The 20,831-nt window shown below is 53.8% G+C and carries 18 protein-coding genes and 3 pseudogenes; 14 read left to right on the forward strand and 7 right to left on the reverse strand.

Translation table 11 applies throughout. The annotated features are described in order from the left end of the window. Window positions 1-2: 2 nt before the first annotated feature. Entirely contained in the window at window positions 3-332 is a 330-nt protein-coding gene (gene cutA, locus E6P06_RS01950) for a divalent-cation tolerance protein CutA (RefSeq protein ID WP_004201171.1), read from the reverse strand. A 193-nt stretch (window positions 333-525) separates the two neighbouring features. Here cutA and groES point away from each other — a divergent pair, with 193 nt between their 5' ends. From groES to E6P06_RS01965, 3 genes are all read left to right on the forward strand, one after another. Further along, complete coding sequence (gene groES / locus E6P06_RS01955; protein WP_004201172.1) at window positions 526-816, forward strand: co-chaperone GroES; 291 nt, start codon at window positions 526-528, stop codon at window positions 814-816. 55 nt (window positions 817-871) lie between these two features. Next, window positions 872-2,512, forward strand: coding sequence for a chaperonin GroEL (groL, locus tag E6P06_RS01960; protein WP_004201176.1), 1,641 nt, complete (start codon window positions 872-874; stop codon window positions 2,510-2,512). A gap of 224 nt (window positions 2,513-2,736) precedes the next feature. Beyond that, window positions 2,737-4,230, forward strand: a complete 1,494-nt coding sequence (locus E6P06_RS01965) for an IS91 family transposase (RefSeq protein ID WP_043907034.1) — start codon at window positions 2,737-2,739, stop codon at window positions 4,228-4,230. 249 nt (window positions 4,231-4,479) lie between these two features. On the opposite strand, the pseudogene E6P06_RS01975 reads toward E6P06_RS01965, so the two are convergent. Beyond that, window positions 4,480-4,716 (reverse strand): annotated as a pseudogene (locus E6P06_RS01975) (hypothetical protein); the annotation flags it as partial. A gap of 29 nt (window positions 4,717-4,745) precedes the next feature. Beyond that, window positions 4,746-5,450, reverse strand: coding sequence for an IS6-like element IS26 family transposase (locus E6P06_RS01980; protein ID WP_001067855.1), 705 nt, complete (start codon window positions 5,448-5,450; stop codon window positions 4,746-4,748). A 48-nt stretch (window positions 5,451-5,498) separates the two neighbouring features. Here E6P06_RS01980 and E6P06_RS01985 point away from each other — a divergent pair. Next, window positions 5,499-6,182: pseudogene (locus E6P06_RS01985) on the forward strand (IS110-like element IS4321 family transposase); the annotation flags it as partial. A 40-nt stretch (window positions 6,183-6,222) separates the two neighbouring features. On the opposite strand, the gene E6P06_RS01990 reads toward E6P06_RS01985, so the two are convergent. Beyond that, a protein-coding gene (locus E6P06_RS01990) for an IS3-like element ISAs22 family transposase (RefSeq protein ID WP_088821966.1) occupies window positions 6,223-7,310 on the reverse strand; the annotation gives its coding sequence in 2 pieces (ribosomal slippage) (window positions 6,223-7,058 and window positions 7,058-7,310; 1,089 coding nt in all). 65 nt (window positions 7,311-7,375) lie between these two features. Between E6P06_RS01990 and E6P06_RS01995 the strand changes: the two are divergent. The 6 genes and pseudogenes from E6P06_RS01995 to E6P06_RS02030 all read left to right on the forward strand — a co-directional run. Then, window positions 7,376-7,555 (forward strand): annotated as a pseudogene (locus E6P06_RS01995) (IS110 family transposase); the annotation flags it as partial. A 401-nt stretch (window positions 7,556-7,956) separates the two neighbouring features. Further along, the gene (locus E6P06_RS02005) at window positions 7,957-8,997 is read left to right on the forward strand and encodes a DNA-binding protein (RefSeq protein WP_000101570.1); all 1,041 of its coding nucleotides are present in this window, start codon (window positions 7,957-7,959) and stop codon (window positions 8,995-8,997) included. Between the two features lie 286 nt (window positions 8,998-9,283). Beyond that, entirely contained in the window at window positions 9,284-10,795 is a 1,512-nt protein-coding gene (locus E6P06_RS02015; RefSeq protein WP_000811659.1) for a UvrD-helicase domain-containing protein, read from the forward strand. 110 nt (window positions 10,796-10,905) lie between these two features. Continuing rightward, the gene (gene traF, locus E6P06_RS02020; RefSeq protein WP_050009940.1) at window positions 10,906-11,946 is read left to right on the forward strand and encodes a conjugal transfer protein TraF; all 1,041 of its coding nucleotides are present in this window, start codon (window positions 10,906-10,908) and stop codon (window positions 11,944-11,946) included. Between the two features lies 1 nt (window position 11,947). After that, window positions 11,948-13,381 (forward strand): conjugal transfer protein TraH, encoded by a 1,434-nt coding sequence (locus E6P06_RS02025; protein ID WP_039272560.1) that lies wholly within the window; start codon window positions 11,948-11,950, stop codon window positions 13,379-13,381. Between the two features lie 12 nt (window positions 13,382-13,393). Further along, on the forward strand, window positions 13,394-16,999 hold the full coding sequence (locus tag E6P06_RS02030; protein WP_039272558.1) for a conjugal transfer protein TraG N-terminal domain-containing protein: 3,606 nt from the start codon (window positions 13,394-13,396) through the stop codon (window positions 16,997-16,999). 37 nt (window positions 17,000-17,036) lie between these two features. Here the strand turns inward: E6P06_RS02030 and E6P06_RS02035 are convergent, their stop codons facing one another. Beyond that, window positions 17,037-17,399: a hypothetical protein gene (locus E6P06_RS02035; protein WP_039272556.1), complete on the reverse strand. Its 363-nt coding sequence runs from the start codon at window positions 17,397-17,399 to the stop codon at window positions 17,037-17,039. Window positions 17,400-18,083: 684 nt separating this feature from the next. On the opposite strand from E6P06_RS02035, the gene E6P06_RS02040 reads away from it, so the two are divergent. The 4 genes from E6P06_RS02040 to E6P06_RS02055 are packed head-to-tail and all read left to right on the forward strand — an operon-like array spanning window position 18,084 to window position 20,056. After that, the gene (locus E6P06_RS02040) at window positions 18,084-18,356 is read left to right on the forward strand and encodes a helix-turn-helix domain-containing protein (protein WP_039272554.1); all 273 of its coding nucleotides are present in this window, start codon (window positions 18,084-18,086) and stop codon (window positions 18,354-18,356) included. Continuing rightward, the gene (locus E6P06_RS02045) at window positions 18,356-18,889 is read left to right on the forward strand and encodes a transglycosylase SLT domain-containing protein (RefSeq protein ID WP_000790612.1); all 534 of its coding nucleotides are present in this window, start codon (window positions 18,356-18,358) and stop codon (window positions 18,887-18,889) included. The genes E6P06_RS02040 and E6P06_RS02045 overlap by 1 nt, the downstream gene beginning before the upstream one ends. Before the next feature lie 10 nt (window positions 18,890-18,899). Continuing rightward, a complete protein-coding gene (locus E6P06_RS02050; RefSeq protein ID WP_039272552.1) occupies window positions 18,900-19,508 on the forward strand; it encodes a hypothetical protein in 609 nt (202 codons plus the stop codon). Then, on the forward strand, window positions 19,505-20,056 hold the full coding sequence (locus E6P06_RS02055; protein WP_039272626.1) for a FlhC family transcriptional regulator: 552 nt from the start codon (window positions 19,505-19,507) through the stop codon (window positions 20,054-20,056). Before E6P06_RS02050 ends, E6P06_RS02055 begins: the two co-directional genes overlap by 4 nt. A 56-nt stretch (window positions 20,057-20,112) precedes the next feature. On the opposite strand, the gene E6P06_RS02060 is transcribed toward E6P06_RS02055, so the two are convergent. Both E6P06_RS02060 and E6P06_RS02065 read right to left on the reverse strand, forming a co-directional pair. Next, complete coding sequence (locus E6P06_RS02060) at window positions 20,113-20,532, reverse strand: H-NS family nucleoid-associated regulatory protein (RefSeq protein ID WP_001209046.1); 420 nt, start codon at window positions 20,530-20,532, stop codon at window positions 20,113-20,115. A gap of 1 nt (window position 20,533) precedes the next feature. After that, on the reverse strand, window positions 20,534-20,827 hold the full coding sequence (locus E6P06_RS02065; RefSeq protein ID WP_039272549.1) for a hypothetical protein: 294 nt from the start codon (window positions 20,825-20,827) through the stop codon (window positions 20,534-20,536). Window positions 20,828-20,831 lie beyond the last annotated feature (4 nt).

Here is a 20,831-nt window from a genome sequence, read left to right on the forward strand (position 1 = left end):
GCTCAGTTTACCGGTCGGCTCTCGGCGGCCAGCCATTGCAGGTATTCGGGCAGGCCGGACGCGGCTTCGACCGCGAGCAGCTCCGGGAGTTCGTAGGGATGCAGTTGGCGCAGGCGTTCCTGCAGGGCGGGGTAGGCCTCGGCACTGGTCTTGACCAGCAGCAGGACCTCGGCCGCGGCCTCGACCTTGCGTTGCCAGCGATAGACCGAACGCAGGCCGGGCAGGAGGTTGACGCAGGCGGCCAGGCGCTCGGCCACCAGCGCGGTGGCGATGCGCTCGGCGCTGTCGGCGTCGGGACAGGTGCAGAAGCAGATCAGGGCGCTCACCGGCATAGGGTAGCGGCTGCCCCGATCCGGCGGGCCTGGCGGACATCCGCGTGCGGCCCTTGAAAGTCGGCGGGCCCGCCCCATCTCGGTGGCATGCCGGGTTCGCCCGGTTCTGTTGTCCGCGGTTTGGCACTCGCTTCGCGCGACTGCTAAAATCGCCGGGTTTTTCCACGTCAATCAACCATTTACCGAGGTTGCCATGTCCAATATCAAGCCGCTGCACGACCGCGTGGTCATCAAGCGCATGGAAGAAGAGAAGCTGTCCGCCGGCGGGATCGTGATCCCGGATTCGGCCACCGAGAAGCCGATCAAGGGCGAAGTCGTCGCCGTCGGCACCGGCAAGGTGCTGGACAACGGCCAGGTCCGCGCGCCGCAGGTCAAGGTCGGCGACAAGGTGCTGTTCGGCAAGTACAGCGGCACCGAAGTGAAGCTGGACGGCGTCGAGCTGCTGGTGGTGAAGGAAGACGACCTGTTCGCGATCCTCGGCTGATCGCGCGTCGCTCCCACACATTTCTCATCCGAATAATTTTTCGAGGTAATTCGCAATGGCTGCCAAGGACATTCGTTTCGGCGAAGACGCGCGCTCCAAGATGGTGCGCGGCGTCAACGTGCTCGCCAACGCCGTGAAGGCGACCCTCGGCCCGAAGGGCCGCAACGTCGTGCTGCAGAAGAGCTACGGCGCGCCGACCATCACCAAGGACGGCGTCTCCGTCGCCAAGGAAATCGAACTGGCTGACGCGTTCGAGAACATGGGCGCGCAGATGGTGAAGGAAGTCGCTTCCAAGACCTCCGACAACGCCGGCGACGGCACCACCACCGCCACCGTGCTGGCGCAGGCGTTCATCCGCGAGGGCATGAAGGCGGTCGCCGCCGGCATGAACCCGATGGACCTGAAGCGCGGCATCGACCAGGCGGTGAAGGCCGCGGTCGGCGAACTGAAGTCGCTGTCCAAGCCGTCGTCGACCAGCAAGGAAATCGCCCAGGTCGGCGCGATCTCCGCGAACTCGGATGCCAACATCGGCGACCTGATCGCGCAGGCGATGGACAAGGTCGGCAAGGAAGGCGTGATCACGGTCGAGGAAGGCAGCGGCCTGGACAACGAACTCGACGTGGTCGAGGGCATGCAGTTCGACCGCGGCTACCTGAGCCCGTACTTCGTCAACAACCAGCAGTCGATGTCGGCCGACCTGGATGATCCCTTCATCCTGCTGTACGACAAGAAGATCTCCAACGTGCGCGACCTGCTGCCCGTCCTCGAGGGCGTGGCCAAGGCCGGCAAGCCGCTGCTGATCGTGGCGGAGGAAGTCGAAGGCGAAGCGCTGGCGACCCTGGTGGTCAACACCATCCGCGGCATCGTCAAGGTCTGCGCGGTGAAGGCCCCGGGCTTCGGCGACCGTCGCAAGGCGATGCTGGAAGACATGGCGATCCTGACCGGCGGCGTGGTGATTTCCGAGGAAGTCGGCCTGTCGCTGGAGAAGGCCACCATCAAGGACCTCGGCCGCGCCAAGAAGATCCAGGTGTCGAAGGAAAACACCACCATCATCGATGGCGCCGGCGAAGGCGCGGGCATCGAGGCGCGCATCAAGCAGATCAAGGCGCAGATCGAGGAGACCTCCTCCGACTACGACCGCGAGAAGCTGCAGGAGCGCGTGGCCAAGCTGGCCGGCGGCGTTGCGGTGATCAAGGTCGGTGCCGCCACCGAAGTCGAGATGAAGGAAAAGAAGGCGCGCGTCGAAGACGCCCTGCACGCGACCCGTGCGGCCGTCGAGGAAGGCATCGTCCCGGGCGGCGGCGTCGCCCTGATCCGTGCCAAGGCGGCGATCGCCGGCATCAAGGGCGTGAACGAAGACCAGAACCACGGCATCCAGATCGCCCTGCGCGCGATGGAAGCCCCGCTGCGCGAGATCGTGACCAATGCCGGCGATGAGCCGTCGGTCATCCTCAACCGCGTGGTCGAAGGTTCGGGTGCGTTCGGCTACAACGCCGCCAACGGCGAGTTCGGCGACATGATCGAGTTCGGCATCCTGGACCCGACCAAGGTCACCCGCACCGCGCTGCAGAACGCCGCGTCGATCGCGGGCCTGATGATCACCACCGAAGCGATGGTGGCCGAGGCCCCGAAGAAGGACGAGCCGGCGATGCCGGCCGGCGGCGGCATGGGCGGCATGGGCGGCATGGATTTCTAAGCCCCGCGATCCATCAAGCAAGACCACAAAGCCCGGCCTCGTGCCGGGCTTTGTGCGTTCTGGCGTCCGAGGCGGGAGACTTCCTACCCGCCCCGCGGCAATGTCTGACGCGAAGATCAGAAAACGCCGATATGAACGCGTGCTCGCGGGCGCAACCCTGAGCAGCCGTCCCTGCAACGGAGCGCTGCGTGCCGCGCCTGACCGCACCCCGGCGGCAGGCCGAGGTGTGCGCGCCACTGCCGGCCGCCCACGCCGCTGCGCGTTACGCGCGCCACCTGCCCGAGCGCACGCTGCTGTACGCGCTAGTGCAGGCGCACTACCCGGACTTCATCGCGCGTCTTGAGGCCGAAGACCGCCCGCTGCCCGAGTATGTGCGCGAGGAGTTCGAGACCTACCTGCGCTGCGGCGTGCTCGAGCACGGCTTCCTGCGCGTGGTCTGCGAGCACTGTCGTGCCGAGAGGCTGGTGGCGTATTCCTGCAAGAAGCGCGGGCTGTGCCCGAGCTGCGGCGCACGGCGCATGGCCGAGTCGGCGCGGCATCTGGTGGACGAGGTGTTCGGCCCGCGGCCGGTGCGGCAATGGGTGCTGAGTTTCCCGTACCCGTTGCGCTTCCTGTTCGCCAGCAAGCCTGAGGCGATCGGCCCGGTGCTGGGCATCGTGCATCGTGTGATCGCCGGTTGGCTTGCCGATCAGGCCGGCGTGCCGCGGGATACGGCGCAATGCGGCGTGGTGACCCTGATCCAGCGCTTCGGCAGCGCGCTGAATCTCAACATCCACTTCCACATGCTGTGGCTCGACGGCGTGTACGAGGACACCACCGAGCGTCCGCAGCGCAAGCCGCGCCTGCACCGCACCCGTGCGCCCACATCGGCGCAACTGACGGAACTGGCCAACACCATCGCGCATCGCGTGTGCCGGCACCTGTCGCGCCGCGGCTGGCTCGAAGGCGAAGACGAATCCGTGTTCCTGTCCGACAGCGCGGGTAGCGACGACGGCATGGATGGGCTGCGGATGAGTTCGATGACCTACCGCATCGCCACCGGTCGCGACGCTGGCCGCAAGGTCGTCACGCTGCAAACGCTGCCTGGCGACGCCGGTCCGCTGGAGGGCGACGCCGGCAAGGTCGGCGGCTTCTCGCTGCATGCCGGCGTGGCCGCGGAAGCACACGAAAGCCACAAGCTCGAAAAGCTGTGCCGCTACATCACGCGCCCGGCGATCAGCGAGCAGCGGCTATCGATCTCGCCACAGGGCAGGGTGCGTTACCAGCTCAAGACGCCGTGGCGCAATGGCACCACGCATGTCGAATGGGATGCGGTGGACTTCATCGCCAAGCTGGCGGCACTGGTCCCGCCGCCACGCGCGCATCTCACCCGCTTCCACGGCGTATTCGCCCCGAATGCAAACCTGCGCGCGCAGCTGACGCCCTCGGGGCGCGGCAGGCGGCCTGCGGGCGATGCGGCGCCAGTGGACGTCAGCGCCCACGACGAGCCGCGCAGCCCCGAGCAGAAGCGCCGTGCGATGAGCTGGGCGCAACGGCTCAAGCGGGTCTTTTCCATCGACATCACCACCTGCGCCCACTGCGGCGGCGCGGTGCGGATCGTCGCCAGCATCGAAGACCCCAAGGCCATTCGCGCCATCCTCGCCCACTTCGAGAAACACGGCGCGCTGGAGCAAGCGCACTACCGGCCCGCAGCGCGCGCCCCGCCGCCCGCCGCGTGATGAGGCGCCGGCCACACAGCCGGCAGCCAAGCCAGAGTCCGATCCGATGCGGCCACGACCCCGCAGGGCTGCGCTCGGCCCTGTGCCGGGATTCGGTGAGAAATGGCTACGCACTGAGCCGCTGCGTGGCCCCGCGATGTCGAAAACCCACGCATGAACCCCCGATCTGTGCCCGATCTGTGCCCAAAGCGGCGCTTGCGCGGCCGCTTCCTACCCGCCAGACTCGCCAAAAAGGGCGGTTGAACTTCCTATACCCATATCCCACTTTAGGTTTGGCAGCACCTTTTCAATCAGGTGGTTGTTTACACCAATCCAGCTATTGGCCAATTGAATATTGGTTTCGTCTACTTTTTTTGATTTTTTAAACAGCTTGGTAAAACCGAGTGCCAAAACAGGGGGACCATGTAAAAACGTGCTTCCTGTAATGACTGAACCAACTGTGAGTCCTTTACTGACTTTTTGCGGCACTGTTGCAAAGTTAGCGATGAGGCAGCCTTTTGTCTTATTCAAAGGCCTTACATTTCAAAAACTCTGCTTACCAGGCGCATTTCGCCCAGGGGATCACCATAATAAAATGCTGAGGCCTGGCCTTTGCGTAGTGCACGCATCACCTCAATACCTTTGATGGTGGCGTAAGCCGTCTTCATGGATTTAAATCCCAGCGTGGCGCCGATTATCCGTTTCAGTTTGCCATGATCGCATTCAATCACGTTGTTCCGGTACTTAATCTGTCGGTGTTCAACGTCAGACGGGCACCGGCCTTCGCGTTTGAGCAGAGCAAGCGCGCGACCATAGGCGGGCGCTTTATCCGTGTTGATGAATCGCGGGATCTGCCACTTCTTCACGTTGTTGAGGATTTTACCCAGAAACCGGTATGCAGCTTTGCTGTTACGACGGGAGGAGAGATAAAAATCGACAGTGCGGCCCCGGCTGTCGACGGCCCGGTACAGATACGCCCAGCGGCCATTGACCTTCACGTAGGTTTCATCCATGTGCCACGGGCAAAGATCGGAAGGGTTACGCCAGTACCAGCGCAGCCGTTTTTCCATTTCAGGCGCATAACGCTGAACCCAGCGGTAAATCGTGGAGTGATCGACATTCACTCCGCGTTCAGCCAGCATCTCCTGCAGCTCACGGTAACTGATGCCGTATTTGCAGTACCAGCGTACGGCCCACAGAATGATGTCACGCTGAAAATGCCGGCCTTTGAATGGGTTCATGTGCAGCTCCATCAGCAAAAGGGGATGATAAGTTTATCACCACCGACTATTTGCAACAGTGCCGGCGGTTCTCACTTTATGGCACGCAAGTTGGAAGAGTTGGGGCATTCCCCAAAGCTGATATCACCACAATTTGTCCGCCCGTTCGTTAAAAGCAATAAAAACGACTTTGTCGACGCCGAAGCTATTTGTGAAGCTGCATCGCGTCCGTCTATGCGTTTTGTGCAGCCCAGAACGGAATCTCAGCAGGCAATGCGGGCTCTGCATCGTGTCCGTGAATCCCTGGTTCAGGATAAGGTAAAAACAACCAATCAAATGCATGCTTTTCTGCTGGAATTTGGCATTAGCGTTCCCCGAGGAGCTGCCGTTATTAGCCGACTGAGTACCCTTCTTGAGGATAATAGTTTGCCTCTTTACCTCAGCCAGTTATTGCTGAAATTACAACAGCATTATCACTATCTTGTTGAGCAGATTAAAGATTTGGAATCCCAGTTGAAACGAAAGTTGGACGAAGATGAGGTTGGACAGCGCTTGCTGAGCATTCCCTGCGTCGGAACACTGACAGCGAGTACTATTTCAACTGAGATTGGCGACGGGAAGCAGTACGCCAGCAGCCGTGACTTTGCGGCGGCAACAGGGCTTGTACCTCGGCAGTACAGCACGGGAGGTAGGACGACATTGCTGGGAATTAGTAAGCGAGGTAATAAAAAGATCCGAACTTTGTTGGTTCAATGGTAATCCCCCCATTTTTTGGAGCACTCAAAAGTAGAGGTCATGCGGCCTGTGCCAAGCGCTGTTTCGGCGTGTAGCCGCCCAGCGCCATATTGGGCCGCTCATGGTTATAAACCCACAGCCAGTTCGTGGCAAATTCCTGTAACTCATTCAGTGACTCAAACAGGTAATGGCCCAACCAGTCGTAACGCACAGTGCGGTTAAATCGCTCTATGTAGGCATTCTGCTGCGGGTTGCCTGGCTGGATATACCTCAGCGCAATCCTCTTCTGCTGCGCCCATTGCTTGAGCTCTTCGCTGATGTATTCCGGACCATTATCACAGCGGATAGCGGCTGGTTTGCCCCGCCACTCGATGACCTGCTCCAGCACCCGTTTGACTCGCGAGGCAGGCAAGGAAAAATCCACCTCGATGCACAGTGCTTCGCGATTGAAGTCATCGATCACATTAAACAACCGCACCGAACGACCATCGCTGAGCTGGTCATGCATAAAGTCCATCGACCAACAGTGATTCGGTTGGTCAGGGACTGCCAACGGCTCCGGCTTGGCCCGCACTAGCCGCTTCTTGGGTTTTATCCGCAGATTGAGCTCTAGCGCCCGATAGATCCGGTAGACCCGCTTGTGGTTCCAGCCAAAGCCTTTGACGTTACGCAGGTACAGGAAGCACAGTCCGAAACCCCAGTTGCGCTGGTTGGCGGTGAGGCGCAGCAGCCAGTCGGCAATCTCCTGGTTTTCATCAGCCAGCACGGGCTGATAACGGTAGCAACCCTCGCTCACCTTGAACACCTGGCAAGCCAGACGGATAGAAATGGCGTAATGAGCCACAGCCTTGGTCGCCATCTCCCTGCGGGCAGATGGCGTCACCACTTTTTTGCCATCGCCTCGGAGATGATCTCAGCCTTTAGGCGCTCCTCGGCATACATCTTCTTAAGGCGACGATTTTCCTCTTCCAGCTCTTTGAGGCGCGCCATGAGAGAGGCATCCATGCCACCGAATTTGGAGCGCCACTTGTAGAAGGTGGCGGAGCTGATGCCATGCTCACGGCAGAGCTCAGGGACGGGTGAACCAGACTCGGCCTGCTTGAGGATGGCGATGATCTGTGCATCGCTAAAGCGTGATGTTTTCATGTAGAACCTCCTGCGTTCAAGATACGAGAAAATTCTACTTATGAGCACCTCAGTTTTTCGGGGGGATTACCCAATGTGCCAGGGTATTCATACAAAAACTGGAACACCAGTCTGGCAAATTGGCCGATTGGGTCAGGGATTTACTGTGCCGGAAAAGCAACTTTGTCGTCACTTGTGCTCTGGCAAACAAGCTGGCCAGAATAGCCTGGGCCCTAACGGCACGACAGCAAACTTATGTAGCATAACGGCAGAAATACACCGGTTTAAAGAATTACTGATCTGGTTTTGCGAATACTGATATTGATGATACTAACGGCCCACCGGCCTGTTGAGGAACCTGTAAAACGGAAAGGCTCATTGAAGCCGTATATTTTCTGGAGGTTCATCAGGCGCGGAACTCATCAAGGCGCGGGAATAAAATCCCATTCAGACGCCGGATAGATTCAAGCAAGCCAACTTGTCGTCAAAATCGGTGTTGCAAAAACGGGAGTGACCATAGATTCCGTTTTCTGAGGTGACCCCCAAGAGGACGAAGGGCTTTGTTCCACACAAACAATTCCAATCGACTACCGCATAATATAGAATTACGGTAATTACCGTATTACGATAATTACCATAAACATTACAGTTTAAAAGGAATGCGCTCATGGCTAGAAAATTAGTTGAGTTTAACGATGTAGCGGCAGCAGCCCAAAAGCTCAAGGACGCCGGTAAACGCCCCACTGTCATCGCAATCAGGGACCTCCTTGGTAAGGGGAGCTTCACCACCATTTCGACATACCTCAAGCAGTGGTCAGAGGAACACTCTCTCGATGAAGAGCCGGTTGAGGTTGTCCTGCCAGAATCAGTTATGAGCGATGCAGAGCTATTCCTGCGGAAGATCTACACGGTAGCGAAAACAAGCGCCGATGAGCAGCTTGAGCGCGAGCGTGAACAGCTACGACAGAGAGAGCTTGAGTACCAGGAAGACATGCAGCAAGCCGTGGACATGGCAAATGATGCCACCGAACGGGCTGAACTACTGGAAGAGCAGCTTGAATCTCTCACCAACAAAAAAACAGAGCTCGATGCAGCCCTTGGTAAGGCAGAAAACTCGCTATCCCTCAAGTCTGCTGAGCTGGAACGCTCACAGGCTGACGTCGATAAGCTGGAGAAGAGGCTCGTTGAGTTGGAAGGCAAACTGGAAGCGAAAGCAGCCGATCTGGCCCGAGCACAGGATCGCTTGGAGCAGGCTGAAAGTGAAAATCGCTCTTTGAGCCAAAAATTGGCAACTACAGAGGGTGAGTTGGCATTGCAAAAAGGCAAGAGTATAGAGCAGACAGAAAAGCTCCGGGCAGCTCAGGAACAAAGTACATCCCTAAAAGAACAGCTCGAAAATGCACAGGCCAAACTGGCCCAATCACAGGACTCCCTTGCCACGGCCAAAGCTCATGGCGAATCTGCTGAACGAGAGTGCCAGCGCCTATCTGGAGAGGTAGAAAAGCTGGAAACCAAACTGTCCAGCGCCGAAGCAGAAGCTCGCTCTCTTGTTCAAGACAAAGGCATGATCGCTGGTCAGTTGCAGGAAAAAGACCAGCAGGCCAAGAGCCTCGAACAAAGACTGACTGATGCGCTGACCAAAATTTCTGGGTTGGAGCAAGAGCGAATTAAAGCTGGTGGGGGAGAGAAAAAGAAAGAGGAAAACTGATGGCAAGAAAGGCTAAGTATTCAGAGGAATGGCGAAGCAGAGCTGCGGCTCTTCAAACCGAGATTGAGGAGGCTATGACACTAGCCACCTCATCTATTGGTGACTATAGCTGGTTACACCGCCTTCATAGCTGGGTTATGGAGGTGGCTCAAGGTAAAGCCCCGGACTGGTGGACAGACTTGGATTGTGAAGTATCCCTTCCCCGAGAAGAGAAGCGTGTCAGCACGTTCCTTTCGACACAAAAGAAGCGCATCACACTCCAGATGTGCTTGTCGTAGGGGGCCTCATGAAGCAACTTCCTCGTGACACACCAGAGCAATCGCTGATCACTCAGTACAAAGGATCTCGCCTTGTCGTTAAGGCCTATGCTGGCACGGGCAAAACCACCACACTGGTGAAATACGCTCATAACAACCTCGACTCTCGCATCCTCTATCTGGCATACAACCGGGCCATCCGCGATGAGGCCAGAGAAAAATTTCCTGCAAACGTTGACTGCAAAACGTCCCACCAGCTTGCCTACGCCACTATAGGAAGGGGCTACCATCACAAACTCACAGGCAACCTAAGACTCACCGATATTGCTCAAGCGGTTAATACCAAAAACTGGACGTTTGCCAAAGATATTCTCGACACACTCAACGCCTTCATGTGCAGTGCAGATATGCGGATTCTTTATACGCATTTTGCTCGTGCCGATACAGGCAAGGTACTTACATCCAAACAGGAGAGATACCAAATCCAGGTAGTCGAAGGTGCAGAACTGATATGGAAGCGGATGACCAACCTTCAAGATCCGTTCCCGACCGTACACGACTGCTACCTCAAACAGTATCAGCTCGGGATGCCGAATCTGTCTCGTCGGTACACCACCATTCTTTTTGATGAGGCCCAAGACGCCAACCCGGTCACAAGCAGCATCGTCCTACAGCAGAAATGCAAGGTAATCCTGGTTGGAGATCGCCACCAGCAGATCTATAGGTTCAGAGGTGCAAACAACGCTCTTGATAGCAAAGAGCTCATGAACGCCGACCAACTCTATCTCACGCATAGCTTCCGCTTTGGCCCCAACGTGTCGCTGGTGGCAAACGCCCTTCTTGAACTCAAAGGCGAAACACGCCCTGTGGTTGGCCGGGGACCGGCAGATCAGGTAGTCATGTTCTTGCCTGGTGATGTCGGTCATCGCGCAATACTTCACCGAACCGTCATGGGTGTTATCGAGACAGCGCTCTCTGCGACTGAATCCGGATCACAAGTGTTTTGGGTTGGTGGCATCGACGCTTATCAGATCAATGAGCTCCAGGATTTGTACTGGTTCTCGATGGCCGAGCCAGACCGTGTAAAAAACAAGAAGCTGCTTGATGAATATGAAGACTACTTTGAGTATCAAGAAGTAGCGAAGGCCACCAAAGATCCTGAGATGATGAGGGCCGTCAAGATCATCAATAGCTATGATGAAATCCCTGAGCGCCTCACCACTCTTCGACGTAATACAGTCAAAGAAGAATTTGGGGCCGACATTACAGTCTCAACAGCTCATCGGTGCAAGGGGTTAGAGTGGGACTTTGTTCAGCTCTATGACGATTTTCCGGATGTCCTGGACCCGGAGCTCGACCCAATGGCCCGAGACGATGAAATAAACCTGCTCTACGTCGCATCCACAAGAGCGATGCGAATCCTCGCGTTAAATAGCGCGGTTGAGATGGTTATCCGCTATATCACCCAAAAGCGCATGGTCGAGAAGCAGATGAAGATGGCCGCAATGGCAACAGAAGTTGAAGGGAACACGACCAAATAGTTTGGTCAATTCTTTCACATGTGAAAGTTGACAAATAAAACGCTCAAAGCGCCCTAAATGGGCGCTTACACCTGCCTAATTTCACGCCGCCCACCTCTACCATATCGAGCATGGGAAAATACGTGCGTGAGACTATGAAAAGATCACCTTTGGATTTACTGCTCCTTGCAGCGCTCACGCTAGGGGCATCACACCAGGCTTGGGCTCAAGATGGCACAAGATCTGGCTTTTATGAGCGCAAAGAAGAGGGTTGGTTCTGGTACAAGGAAGAACCAAAAGAGCCGGAGAAGAAGCCAGAAAAGCCCAAACCAAAGCCTGTGCCAGAGGCGAAGCTAACACCGCCGCTGCCTGCTGCTCCGCTACCAAGCGGTCCAGAAATGTTTTCGGCAGAATGGTTCCGGGAAAACTTACCCAAGTACAAAGACCTTGCCTGGGACAATCCTACCGTTGAAAACGTCAGGACGTTTCTCTACTTGCAGAGATTTGCGATAGATCGCTCTGAACAGTTTTCCGATGCTACAGAGCTGGCGGTTGTGGGTGATCCGTTCCTGGATGAGATCACTCGACGTCCTGCGGCCACATTTGCCTCACAACAGGTTGATCGTGACGCCGGTAATGCCAAAAACAAGCTGCTAAAAAGCGTAGCCGACCGAGTGGGAATATTCTTCTTCTACAAGTCCGACGATGAATACAGTGACTTGCAAGCACCGCTAATCAAGATGCTTGAACAAGGAGAAGGCTTCTCGATCATTCCAGTTTCTATGGACGGCAAACCTCTCCCGAACGGGCTTTTCCCCCACTACAAGACCGATGAAGGCCATGCCAAACAACTTGGCATTGTGACCTTCCCTGCTGTTTACCTCGCATCTCCAGACGGTCAGTTCGCACCTATAGGACAAGGACCAATGTCTCTTCCTGAGTTGAATCACAGGATTTTGGTCGCCGCAAAACGCAACGGCTGGGTCACAGACGAAGAGTTCAATCGTACACGCCCGGTACTCAACCTAGAAAACAACATAGCCGAACGCTTGGCCTCACCAGAGCTGGGCTCTGACCTCAAACAGTTATCCCAAGCGAGCGGTGATAAAGACAACTTTGTGCCACCGGAGCAACTCATGAAGTACATCCGGGAAAAATTACAGGAGAACTAAGATGGTCACGCACAAGACTGTAAAAAGGAGCCTGCTTGCCCTGAGTGTAGCGGCTACTCTCTTCATCGCCCCGACAGAGGCAATAGCCGCTAACGGACTCCAGTCTCAGATGGATAAACTCTTCAATGAGATGAGCAACACAACACCACCAGGAGTTTATGAAAGCCAACGGCGTGGCGTTCTAGCTGGTGGCCGGTTCACTGCCAAGACTCGACTCTTTGACGAGAACCTAGTTAGCCTTGCCCCACCATCGTGGAAAGCTGGTTGTGGGGGCGTCGATCTGTTCGGCGGCTCTCTTTCCTTCATTAACGCAGATCAAATTGTCCAGCTCCTCCGGGCTGTCGCAGCAAACGCCAAGGGATATGCCTTCCAGCTTGCGCTCGACAACGTTTTTCCGGACGGAGCCAAGTGGATAGAGAACTTCCAGAAGAAAGTACAAGCGCTCAACCAACATCTGGGCAATTCCTGCCAGCTCGCTCAAGGTTTCGTGAACGACCTAACCAGTGGCATGGATCTCAAACACAAAACTGATGCTTCCATCACCGCTACAACATCCGGCCTGTATGAAGATTTCTTCGGATCCAAGCAGGAAACCAGTGGCAAGAGTCCCCTAGAGGAACTGAAAGCTAACAAGCCTGACGAATACAACAAGATGATTGGCAACATCGTCTGGAAGCAACTCAAGAGCAACAACGCCAATACTTGGTTTCAATACGGGGATAACACGCTGCTTGAAGCGATCATGTCTTTAACCGGCACAGTCATCATTGGTGATCTGGTAAACGACCCGAACTCAACCGGCTCGGGGGCGAAAACAACGCCTCTGACAACCTTACCAGGCAACAAGATCACCTTGTCAGACCTGATCTCGGGCGGTTCTGTTGAGATCTATTCATGTGATTCTGATACGACCAACTGCCTGAGTGCTGGCACCAGCAATAAAACTGTCGTGCTCAAAGGCATCAAGAACCAGATCACCGACATGCTGTTAGGAACCAGCTCTACACCGGGCGTCATCTACAAATACGCAACGAACTCTGGAACCTTAACCGATCCAGAAAAGGCCTTTGTTTCTAACCTCCCTGGAGGCATTGGCACCATCGTTCGTAACTTGTCTGTCCTTTCACAAGATGGCGCAAACCTGTTCGCAACAGAGTCATCGGGAGCGATTGCACTGACGATGATGTATAGCTTCTCGGAAGAGTTTTTCCGCGCAGCTCGCATTGCAATGGCTAATAGCAAGTCGCCCTACAAGAAAGAGGCGCTGGAGCTTCTCGCCCAATCGCAACAGCAAATCCGTGATGAATACACAATCTTGTCCTCTCAATATGGCGATCTATCAAGCCAGATTGAGAAATACAACAACCTCCTGGACAACATCCGCAAGCAAAAATACATGCTCGCAACTTTGTCTAACCCTCCTAGCACGAACTAAGGGGCCATTGGAATGGGAGCTTTTTCAATCCACTCTATCGGTGACTCTGCTTTTCTGGAGCAAATCCTGATTGCAGTATCAATGATCACCGGCACCGGAGACTTCGAGAAGATGGTCAGTATTGGCCTGCTTCTTGGGATCTTGATGATCTGTATCCAGTCCGTCTTTCAAGGCGCGAAGCAAATCAATATCCAGCAAGTGCTGGTAGGTTGGATCATATATGCCTGTTTCTTCGGCCCGACCACAACGGTGACTATCGAAGACGCTTACACAGGGCAGGTCCGAGTCGTCGCCAATGTGCCTATTGGAGTAGGCTTTGCTGGTGGTGTCATATCTAACGTGGGATACACCATCACCAATTTGTTTGAAACTGGATATGGCGTAATCGTACCCAATGTCACGGAAAGCCACTTCTCAGAAACACTGAAACTTTTGAATGACGTTAGACGGCGGGCCTATGACACCGGGGTTTTCACTGCGCTTAACTCAGCAAATGGTGGCGGCTATGTTGACGTAAGACGTTCCTGGAACAATTACATCCGGGAATGCACATTAACCAAAGTTGATCTCAACCTAATGTCCCTTGATGAGTTGATGAATCGTTCAACCGACACGGCTTTGCGGTTCAACTCTCAGCTCTACGGAACCCGGTTGTATTTGTCCACATCCAACCCTGACGGCACTGACTACACATGTACCGATGGATGGGTGGCTATTAGCACAGCAACTGCCAACCTAAGCAGCCCGGTTGTTGTTGATGCTCTAAACAGCCTGCTGGGTATTGACACATCAACCGGAGACAACGCTCTAACGAAGCTGACTGATTCGCTTCAAGCGATGGGTGCCACAACCACCTCATCAATCGACTACCTGAAAGCCGCCGTTCTTGAGCCTCTCTATTATGAGGCCGCAGCAGGACGTTATCAGGACCTCCAGGACTATGGCTCTGCATTGATGATCAACCAAGCCATTCAGCAACGGAACACGCAGTGGGCCGCAGAACAGTCGATGTTCATGACCGTTGTCCGACCAATGCTGACATTCTTTGAGGGGTTCATTTACGCTATCACCCCGATCATTGCTTTTATTATCGTGATGGGCAGCTTCGGCATCCAGTTAGCCGGTAAATATGTACAAACCATCCTCTGGATTCAGCTATGGATGCCAGTCCTCTCAATTATCAACCTGTTTGTTCATACCGCCGCGTCAAATGAGATGTCTAGCCTCAGTGCTGGAGGTCTCAACTCCATGTACGCGCTTTCCTCAACTGGAGATGTGCTGCAACACTGGATTGCAACCGGCGGCATGTTGGCTGCGGCCACTCCGGTAATTTCCCTGTTTATCGTTACAGGTAGCACTTATGCCTTCACCAGCTTGGCATCGAGAATAAGCGGTGCTGACCACGTTGACGAAAAGATGCAAACGCCAGATCTACTCAAGCAAGGTCCGGTTATGCAAAGTCAGCCAGCATACAATCACAACCAGTTTAGTGGTGCGATTGCGAACGGCGCAGAAAGCATGATCAGCACCTTCTCGCTTGGCTCCACTCTGGCATCAGGTGTGAGCTCCGCACAGGCATTACAAAGCCAGAAATCGGAGGCCTTCCAAAGCACCCTCGGTCGAGGTTTTTCTGATGGAGTAAGTCAGGATCAAGCCTACTCAAGACTCTCCAATGTTGGGCGCAACGTTTCGTCTCAAAGCACAGCTCAGAGCCAATTGGTCAACCAACAAGCCAAGAACTTCATGGATAAGTTCCAAGTGGATGATAGCCACTCTGATGCGGTCAAAGGTGCTTTTGCCATGCAGGCTATGGGCACTCTCGATGCTGACGAAGCGGCTTCCATGCTTATGCCTATGGTTGGTAAGGTCAGGGCGGCAATGAAGGGGGCCGCTGGTATTAAATCAAACAGTACAGCACTTGTTCCTACTGGTGGTGATGGCGAATCAGGCGATGTGCTGGACATCAAAGCGCAGGCGAAGGGGGCAACAGAGTCCTCAGCTCAAGACTCCTCAAGCTGGTCAGCAAGCGATGTGTCTCAGTTCATGAAGGGTGTGAGTTATTCACAAACCGATAGCCAAGCGTTGACTAATCAATTGGCACAGGGTTTTAGTCGTTCCGGTAGCGAGTCGTTTAAGCAAACCTGGGGGGATAGCTTATCCCAGAACCTGTCCAAGTCGGCCTCTGAACTGGTGTCTGCATCCGACACCTTCACAACAATGAGCCAACTCCAGAATCAAATGGGCTCCATGACTAACACCGACTTTAAAACTCTCGGTGGTGCAGTGGCACAAACCCCTGAGGCCATGAATCAACTGAATGACTATTTCCGAAATGCCGCGCCGCAGTCGGTTAAAGACGAGGCTGCTTCACTACAGCAAAGATACCAAGCCTACGGAATGTCGCCTCAGGTGGCTCAAGCAGCAGCTCGAATGACAGCAATGACCAACTCCAAAAACTATGATCCGGGTAAGGAGCTTGGCGGGTATCAAGCTGCACTACAGGCAATCAATACTGCGTCCGGGCGCAACGGATCCTTTAGTGGTGACGCCTACGGAAATAGCGGCATTGAAGGCCCGAATGTTCAAGGTCTACCAGGTCAGGTTCAAGGTGCTGTAGGCAGTGGACCTAATATCCCAACCGGATTCAGAGATAATGTGGCTGGGATGGCTGGAACTAATCCGGCATCCGAAGCAGGCCAGTTACCAACGAACAGCCCCCTTGTTCAAAATGAACATGCAGCAGGTACATCAGCTCTTCACAACCTGGCGCAGCAAACAGAGCGAAACGTAACTGCTCCCGAACTCAAAAAAGCACAAGATAACCTCATTAACTCGCTTCCGGAGATGTCTTGGAGCGCTTCGGCATGGGGGGCGTGGGATAACTTCAGTGACAAGATGGGCCGCAGAGCTGAACAAGCAGGCGGGGCTCTCATTGCTGGTGGTCAGGCTGGCGCTGATGCGTTCTCACAAGCAATGGATCAAATGAGAACGATGACGCCTGAGCAACGCGACCAATTCGTCGCGGCAACTCAACGCGGCGATCAGGCAGTCAAAGAAGAGTTTGGCTGGGCCGGGGGCGCGATGGTTGGAATGGCTAAACTTGGCCGCAACGTCATGGGTGCTGCTGCAAGCGGCTATAGTGCAGCCAAAGAATGGTTAAGTGGTAAATCAGACCTATCAGAAGCCGCTAAAGGGATGAGCATGGAGGAACGCGGTGCGTTCTATGCAGCCGCGTTATCCTCTGCCGCAGAAGCCGGTGGTGGAGCAGCACAACAGTTTATGAACCAGTATGGCGATGAGTTCAAAGAGACAATGCAGTCAATTGCTCAAAACCGCTATGGACTTACTCAAGGGCAAGCTGCTGTTTATGCTGAGTCTTTTGATACAAACGAAGGCCGCATGAACCAGGCAATTCAGAATCTGAAAATGGAATATGCAGAACGTAATCCGGATGGTTCACCGATGACGCAAGGTGGTCAGCCTGTTCTTTCTCAGCAAAACGAAGAGTTCGCTGACAAGCTGGTAAACGTATTGCAGAACTCGACGGGAGCTGGAGACCGTTCGGGGAGTTATTTGACTGCTGTCAGAGGGTACAACATAGCAAATCAAAGGTTCTAAAAGACCGTTCAAATAATAAGGGGGCCATCAGGCCCCCTTATTCGTCTCCAGTCCCAATATGGTAGCGCTGGTCAAAATCATAGGAGTTTTGAAATCCACCAGCATGTTTTTTTCTGTGCCGAATTGGCGGAGCTTCTTTATATGCTGACCGCGCAGCACCGATAAACCATGTTAGCCCAAACAGAGCCCCGACAGCCAAAGCAACTTGCCACTGGAAGTAAGCGATCCCTCCCCAGAAGATAACAGCAGCCCAAATACTTCTGTGAATGAAAAACAGGAAACGAGCCCCCCAAACGGCGAAAGGAGCCAGGGCAACACCAAGCCCCCAAGGTGTATCAGCCATCATAGCGACCCCTAGAAGCACAACACCCAGCAGAAGAATATTGACCACATGTTTCATACCATCCCCCTTATTATTTACCTCCAGTCTACCACGGCATCAAAAAATGCAACCGTGAATGTTCGTCGATTTTTATGGTGAAAGTTTGCTCTTAAACTTTCACATGTGAAAGTTAGCCAGTGCGTAATAGGGCATTTGTTGACAAAGCATTACATAGTTGAACACGTCAATCAGATCGCATACACTATCAAATAGGCCATTGCTAACGCTTTGGTCCCTATCTGCAACACCGCAGAGTTACCTCCCCCAAATATCTCGCATTGTAAAAACCATCATCTTTGTGTGGTCGGGGCGCATCTTTGCCCACCCTACCCTCATCAGCTCCTGCTGTATTCGCAATTCCAGCCCTCGCTGTATACCCAAAACCACTTATACCTAAACGCTATTTACTTATCACAAAATAACACACTTTCCGTGTGCTATTTCCGCCATTCATTTGGCGCACCTTCCATTTCTATCGAAAATCAATCGTATCCCTTTGATTCCTAAAAGTATTGTAACTTTGTTCTACCGGTACAAAGTTAAGTGTATGTTTTTAAAGGTTTTTTATTGTTGACAGCATCATTATTCGGGCTTATAAAGGCGCAAATTGTGTCAGTTTGTGACAATAAAAGAACTCTAAAAGCGTTCATTAAGTAACGCAGTTTTTGTACGGGCAATAACGCAGTTTAAAGGTGGCAAGAAATGGACAAATGCCAGGTGATAGACATCCCAAGCGACCTAGAAAAAAAACGCGAGTGGATCAAGTACAGGCTCAAGATCCAGGGTCTTTCTCTGGCCGCACTGGGCCGAAAACACAAAACATCTCGTCAGGTGGTGTCAACGGCACTCTACAAGCCCAGTCCACGCTGGGAGCATGAGATAGCGACAGCTTTGGGTATGAAGCCTTCTGAGATATGGCCGGAGCGGTACGACGAAGAACACGAAATACCCCTCAGACATAAGGAGGCAAGCTGATGAAGAACAAAGCCAAAGCGTTGGTTCTGTCTGCGGCAGTCCTGTCATCAGCGGCCAATGGCATTGACCTGAGCGGAACCGTCTTCGACAAAGCGGCGAAAGCACATAACCTTGATCCTCTTCTGGTGTATTCGGTCGCACTGGCTGAATCTGCATCAGGGAGAGGTAATGGCTCTATAAGTCCTTGGCCTTGGACGCTGCGCGTTCCTGGACTCCCTTTCTATGCAAAGTCGGAAGACCAGGCAAAGGCTAAGCTCGCGGAGTTTCAGCAGCAGTATGGTCGTGCCATTGATGTTGGGTTCATGCAGGTGAGCGTCCGCTGGAATGGGCATAGAGTTTCTTCTCCAGCAGAGCTTCTCGACCCAGAGACCAATGTCATGGTTGGGGCAGAGGTGCTATCAGAAGCTATTCAGTCATCTCCAAATGACTTGGAGCTTGGCATTGGCCGCTATCACGCCTGGGAAGACGAAAATCGAGCCAGAAACTATGGTAGCCGAGTCTTAGCTATCTATCGCAACCTTCGTGATTTGTGAGGGGGGCGGAATGTTGGAACTGGATATTATTGGTGCGTTAGATGCAAGAGCCGTCAACCTCGATCAGGAAGAAGCTGATAGAAACGTCTACGAGTTCGATCTGACATTGTGGAACCTGCTATGCACCCTGGCAAAAGAACGTCCAGAGGATGCGGCCTCACAATTTTCTTTGGGCATGGACACGGTTCAAAAGCTGTCACTGGCAACTGCTTCCCAATTGGAAGCTCTGGCTTCTGGCGTGTTGATCTCTTTTAAGCTCGAAACAGCAGAGCAAAACATCATCACGCGACTCTCTGGCGATTACGACCCGGTAGTTTTCATCAACCACAGCGTAGATGAATTTGATGCGGCCTACTGGTTGCTATTTAACCGCGTCGCATCGAGAGATCCGGAGATGGCAAAGGAAGTGTTCGGTGTTTCGAGGGAGCTTGCAGAGCTGGTAGCCAAGGCAACAGACAGCCATTTGCGCCATATGTCTGGAACAACGGTTACGCATTTTACGCTGCGTTTTGCCCCGTGCATCATCGAAGAAATTCTTGATAACAGCCGGGAAGAGTTAACACACCCAGTATTGAAAAAATTGCAACAGTCTCTACAGGGACGTGGGAGGTGGAGATGAACATTGGCAACTCAGGTACATTGGGTCGCTGGGTTACAGCTCGACACATGGCTCTTGCTGGGTACATCACAAAAATCATCATGATCGAGACAGGCCTGACCTACAAACAGGTCAGGCGGCTTTACCAGGACCTAGAGAGGGACGGATATTCTCTGGAACGAAAATCCAGAACGTTCCGTGGTGGTGCGACACTTATTCATAGTCACACATCCAAGATACAGGCTTCTCTTCTAATGCAGCTCTACTTCAATATTGGTGGGGAGGCAGTGTTGCGATCTGTGAACATCAAAGCCTTGAACAAGGCATTCAGAATGTATCACGCAATCCGCAAAGAAGTGCCCGGAATGAAAGGTGCCCGGTGGGCTCCATTCGATATTACTGATGCCTGGTGTCTTGCTTCGGAGTTGAGAAGCGGGGATGCGATGCTGGAGGTGTGCGATAATTGCAAGTGTACTTACTTCACCTCTGTTAACCAAAGAACCTGCGTAGAATGTCCGTTTTGCAAGGAACAAGGAAAGAGTGGTGGTGGGGAGAAGGAGTGTGCTTGAGTAGACTATGACATTTCAGACCCGAAGTTGAGCGCCCAAATTGCGGCGCTCATTTTTTACTTCTTCTGTGGGATTCGGTAGCGCTCCAACTCGACAGCACCCAACCCCTTGAAAGCATCCGGGCGACGCCCTTGCCCACTCCACGAAACTCCGTCTTTTGAATATTTCGCATTATCAGGTTCTGATTTGCTCGTGAACATCTCATTTAGCAAGCTGATGTCCACACCACAGGATTCCATGTCATTCATTATTCGCTCGGCCTGAGCTCGTTTTTCTTTTTCATCTTCTTCCCGCTTTTTGTACTCGCCCTCCAGTTCATTCAGAACGCCCGTCATTCTGTCAATAATCCCCCGAACTTCATCTAAAGGGAGCCCTCGCAACAAGGTGCGAATGCGGCTTTTTCGCTTTAACTCTGCGATTATTACCTCTCTACGCTCAGCCGCTGATAGCGTAGAGAACTCATCTTGTTCTCTCATGTCACACGGAGCCCATCAGTTTTCCTTTAAGTGAATCACGTTGAGAGTTCAGCTTTTCATCAGCCTGCACTGGCTTGGTTTGATGCTGTGTAGGTTGAATATTGGAACTCTGTTGCTCAAAAAACCCAATGTTGCCAGAAAATCGAAGAGAATAAAGACCCAATAGAGCAAGGGCGCGGAGCCGATCACTACGCGCCTTATGCTGCATCTGGGACAGTTCATGATAGAGCTCGGGGAAAGCTTGCTCCGATATGTTCAGATTAGATATTTTCCCATCCCATTTGCTACCAGTCACTACG

Origin of the sequence: Citrobacter sp. CF971 (assembly GCF_006385635.1) — a bacterium.
In the GTDB taxonomy this organism is placed as follows: domain Bacteria; phylum Pseudomonadota; class Gammaproteobacteria; order Enterobacterales; family Enterobacteriaceae; genus Citrobacter; species Citrobacter freundii.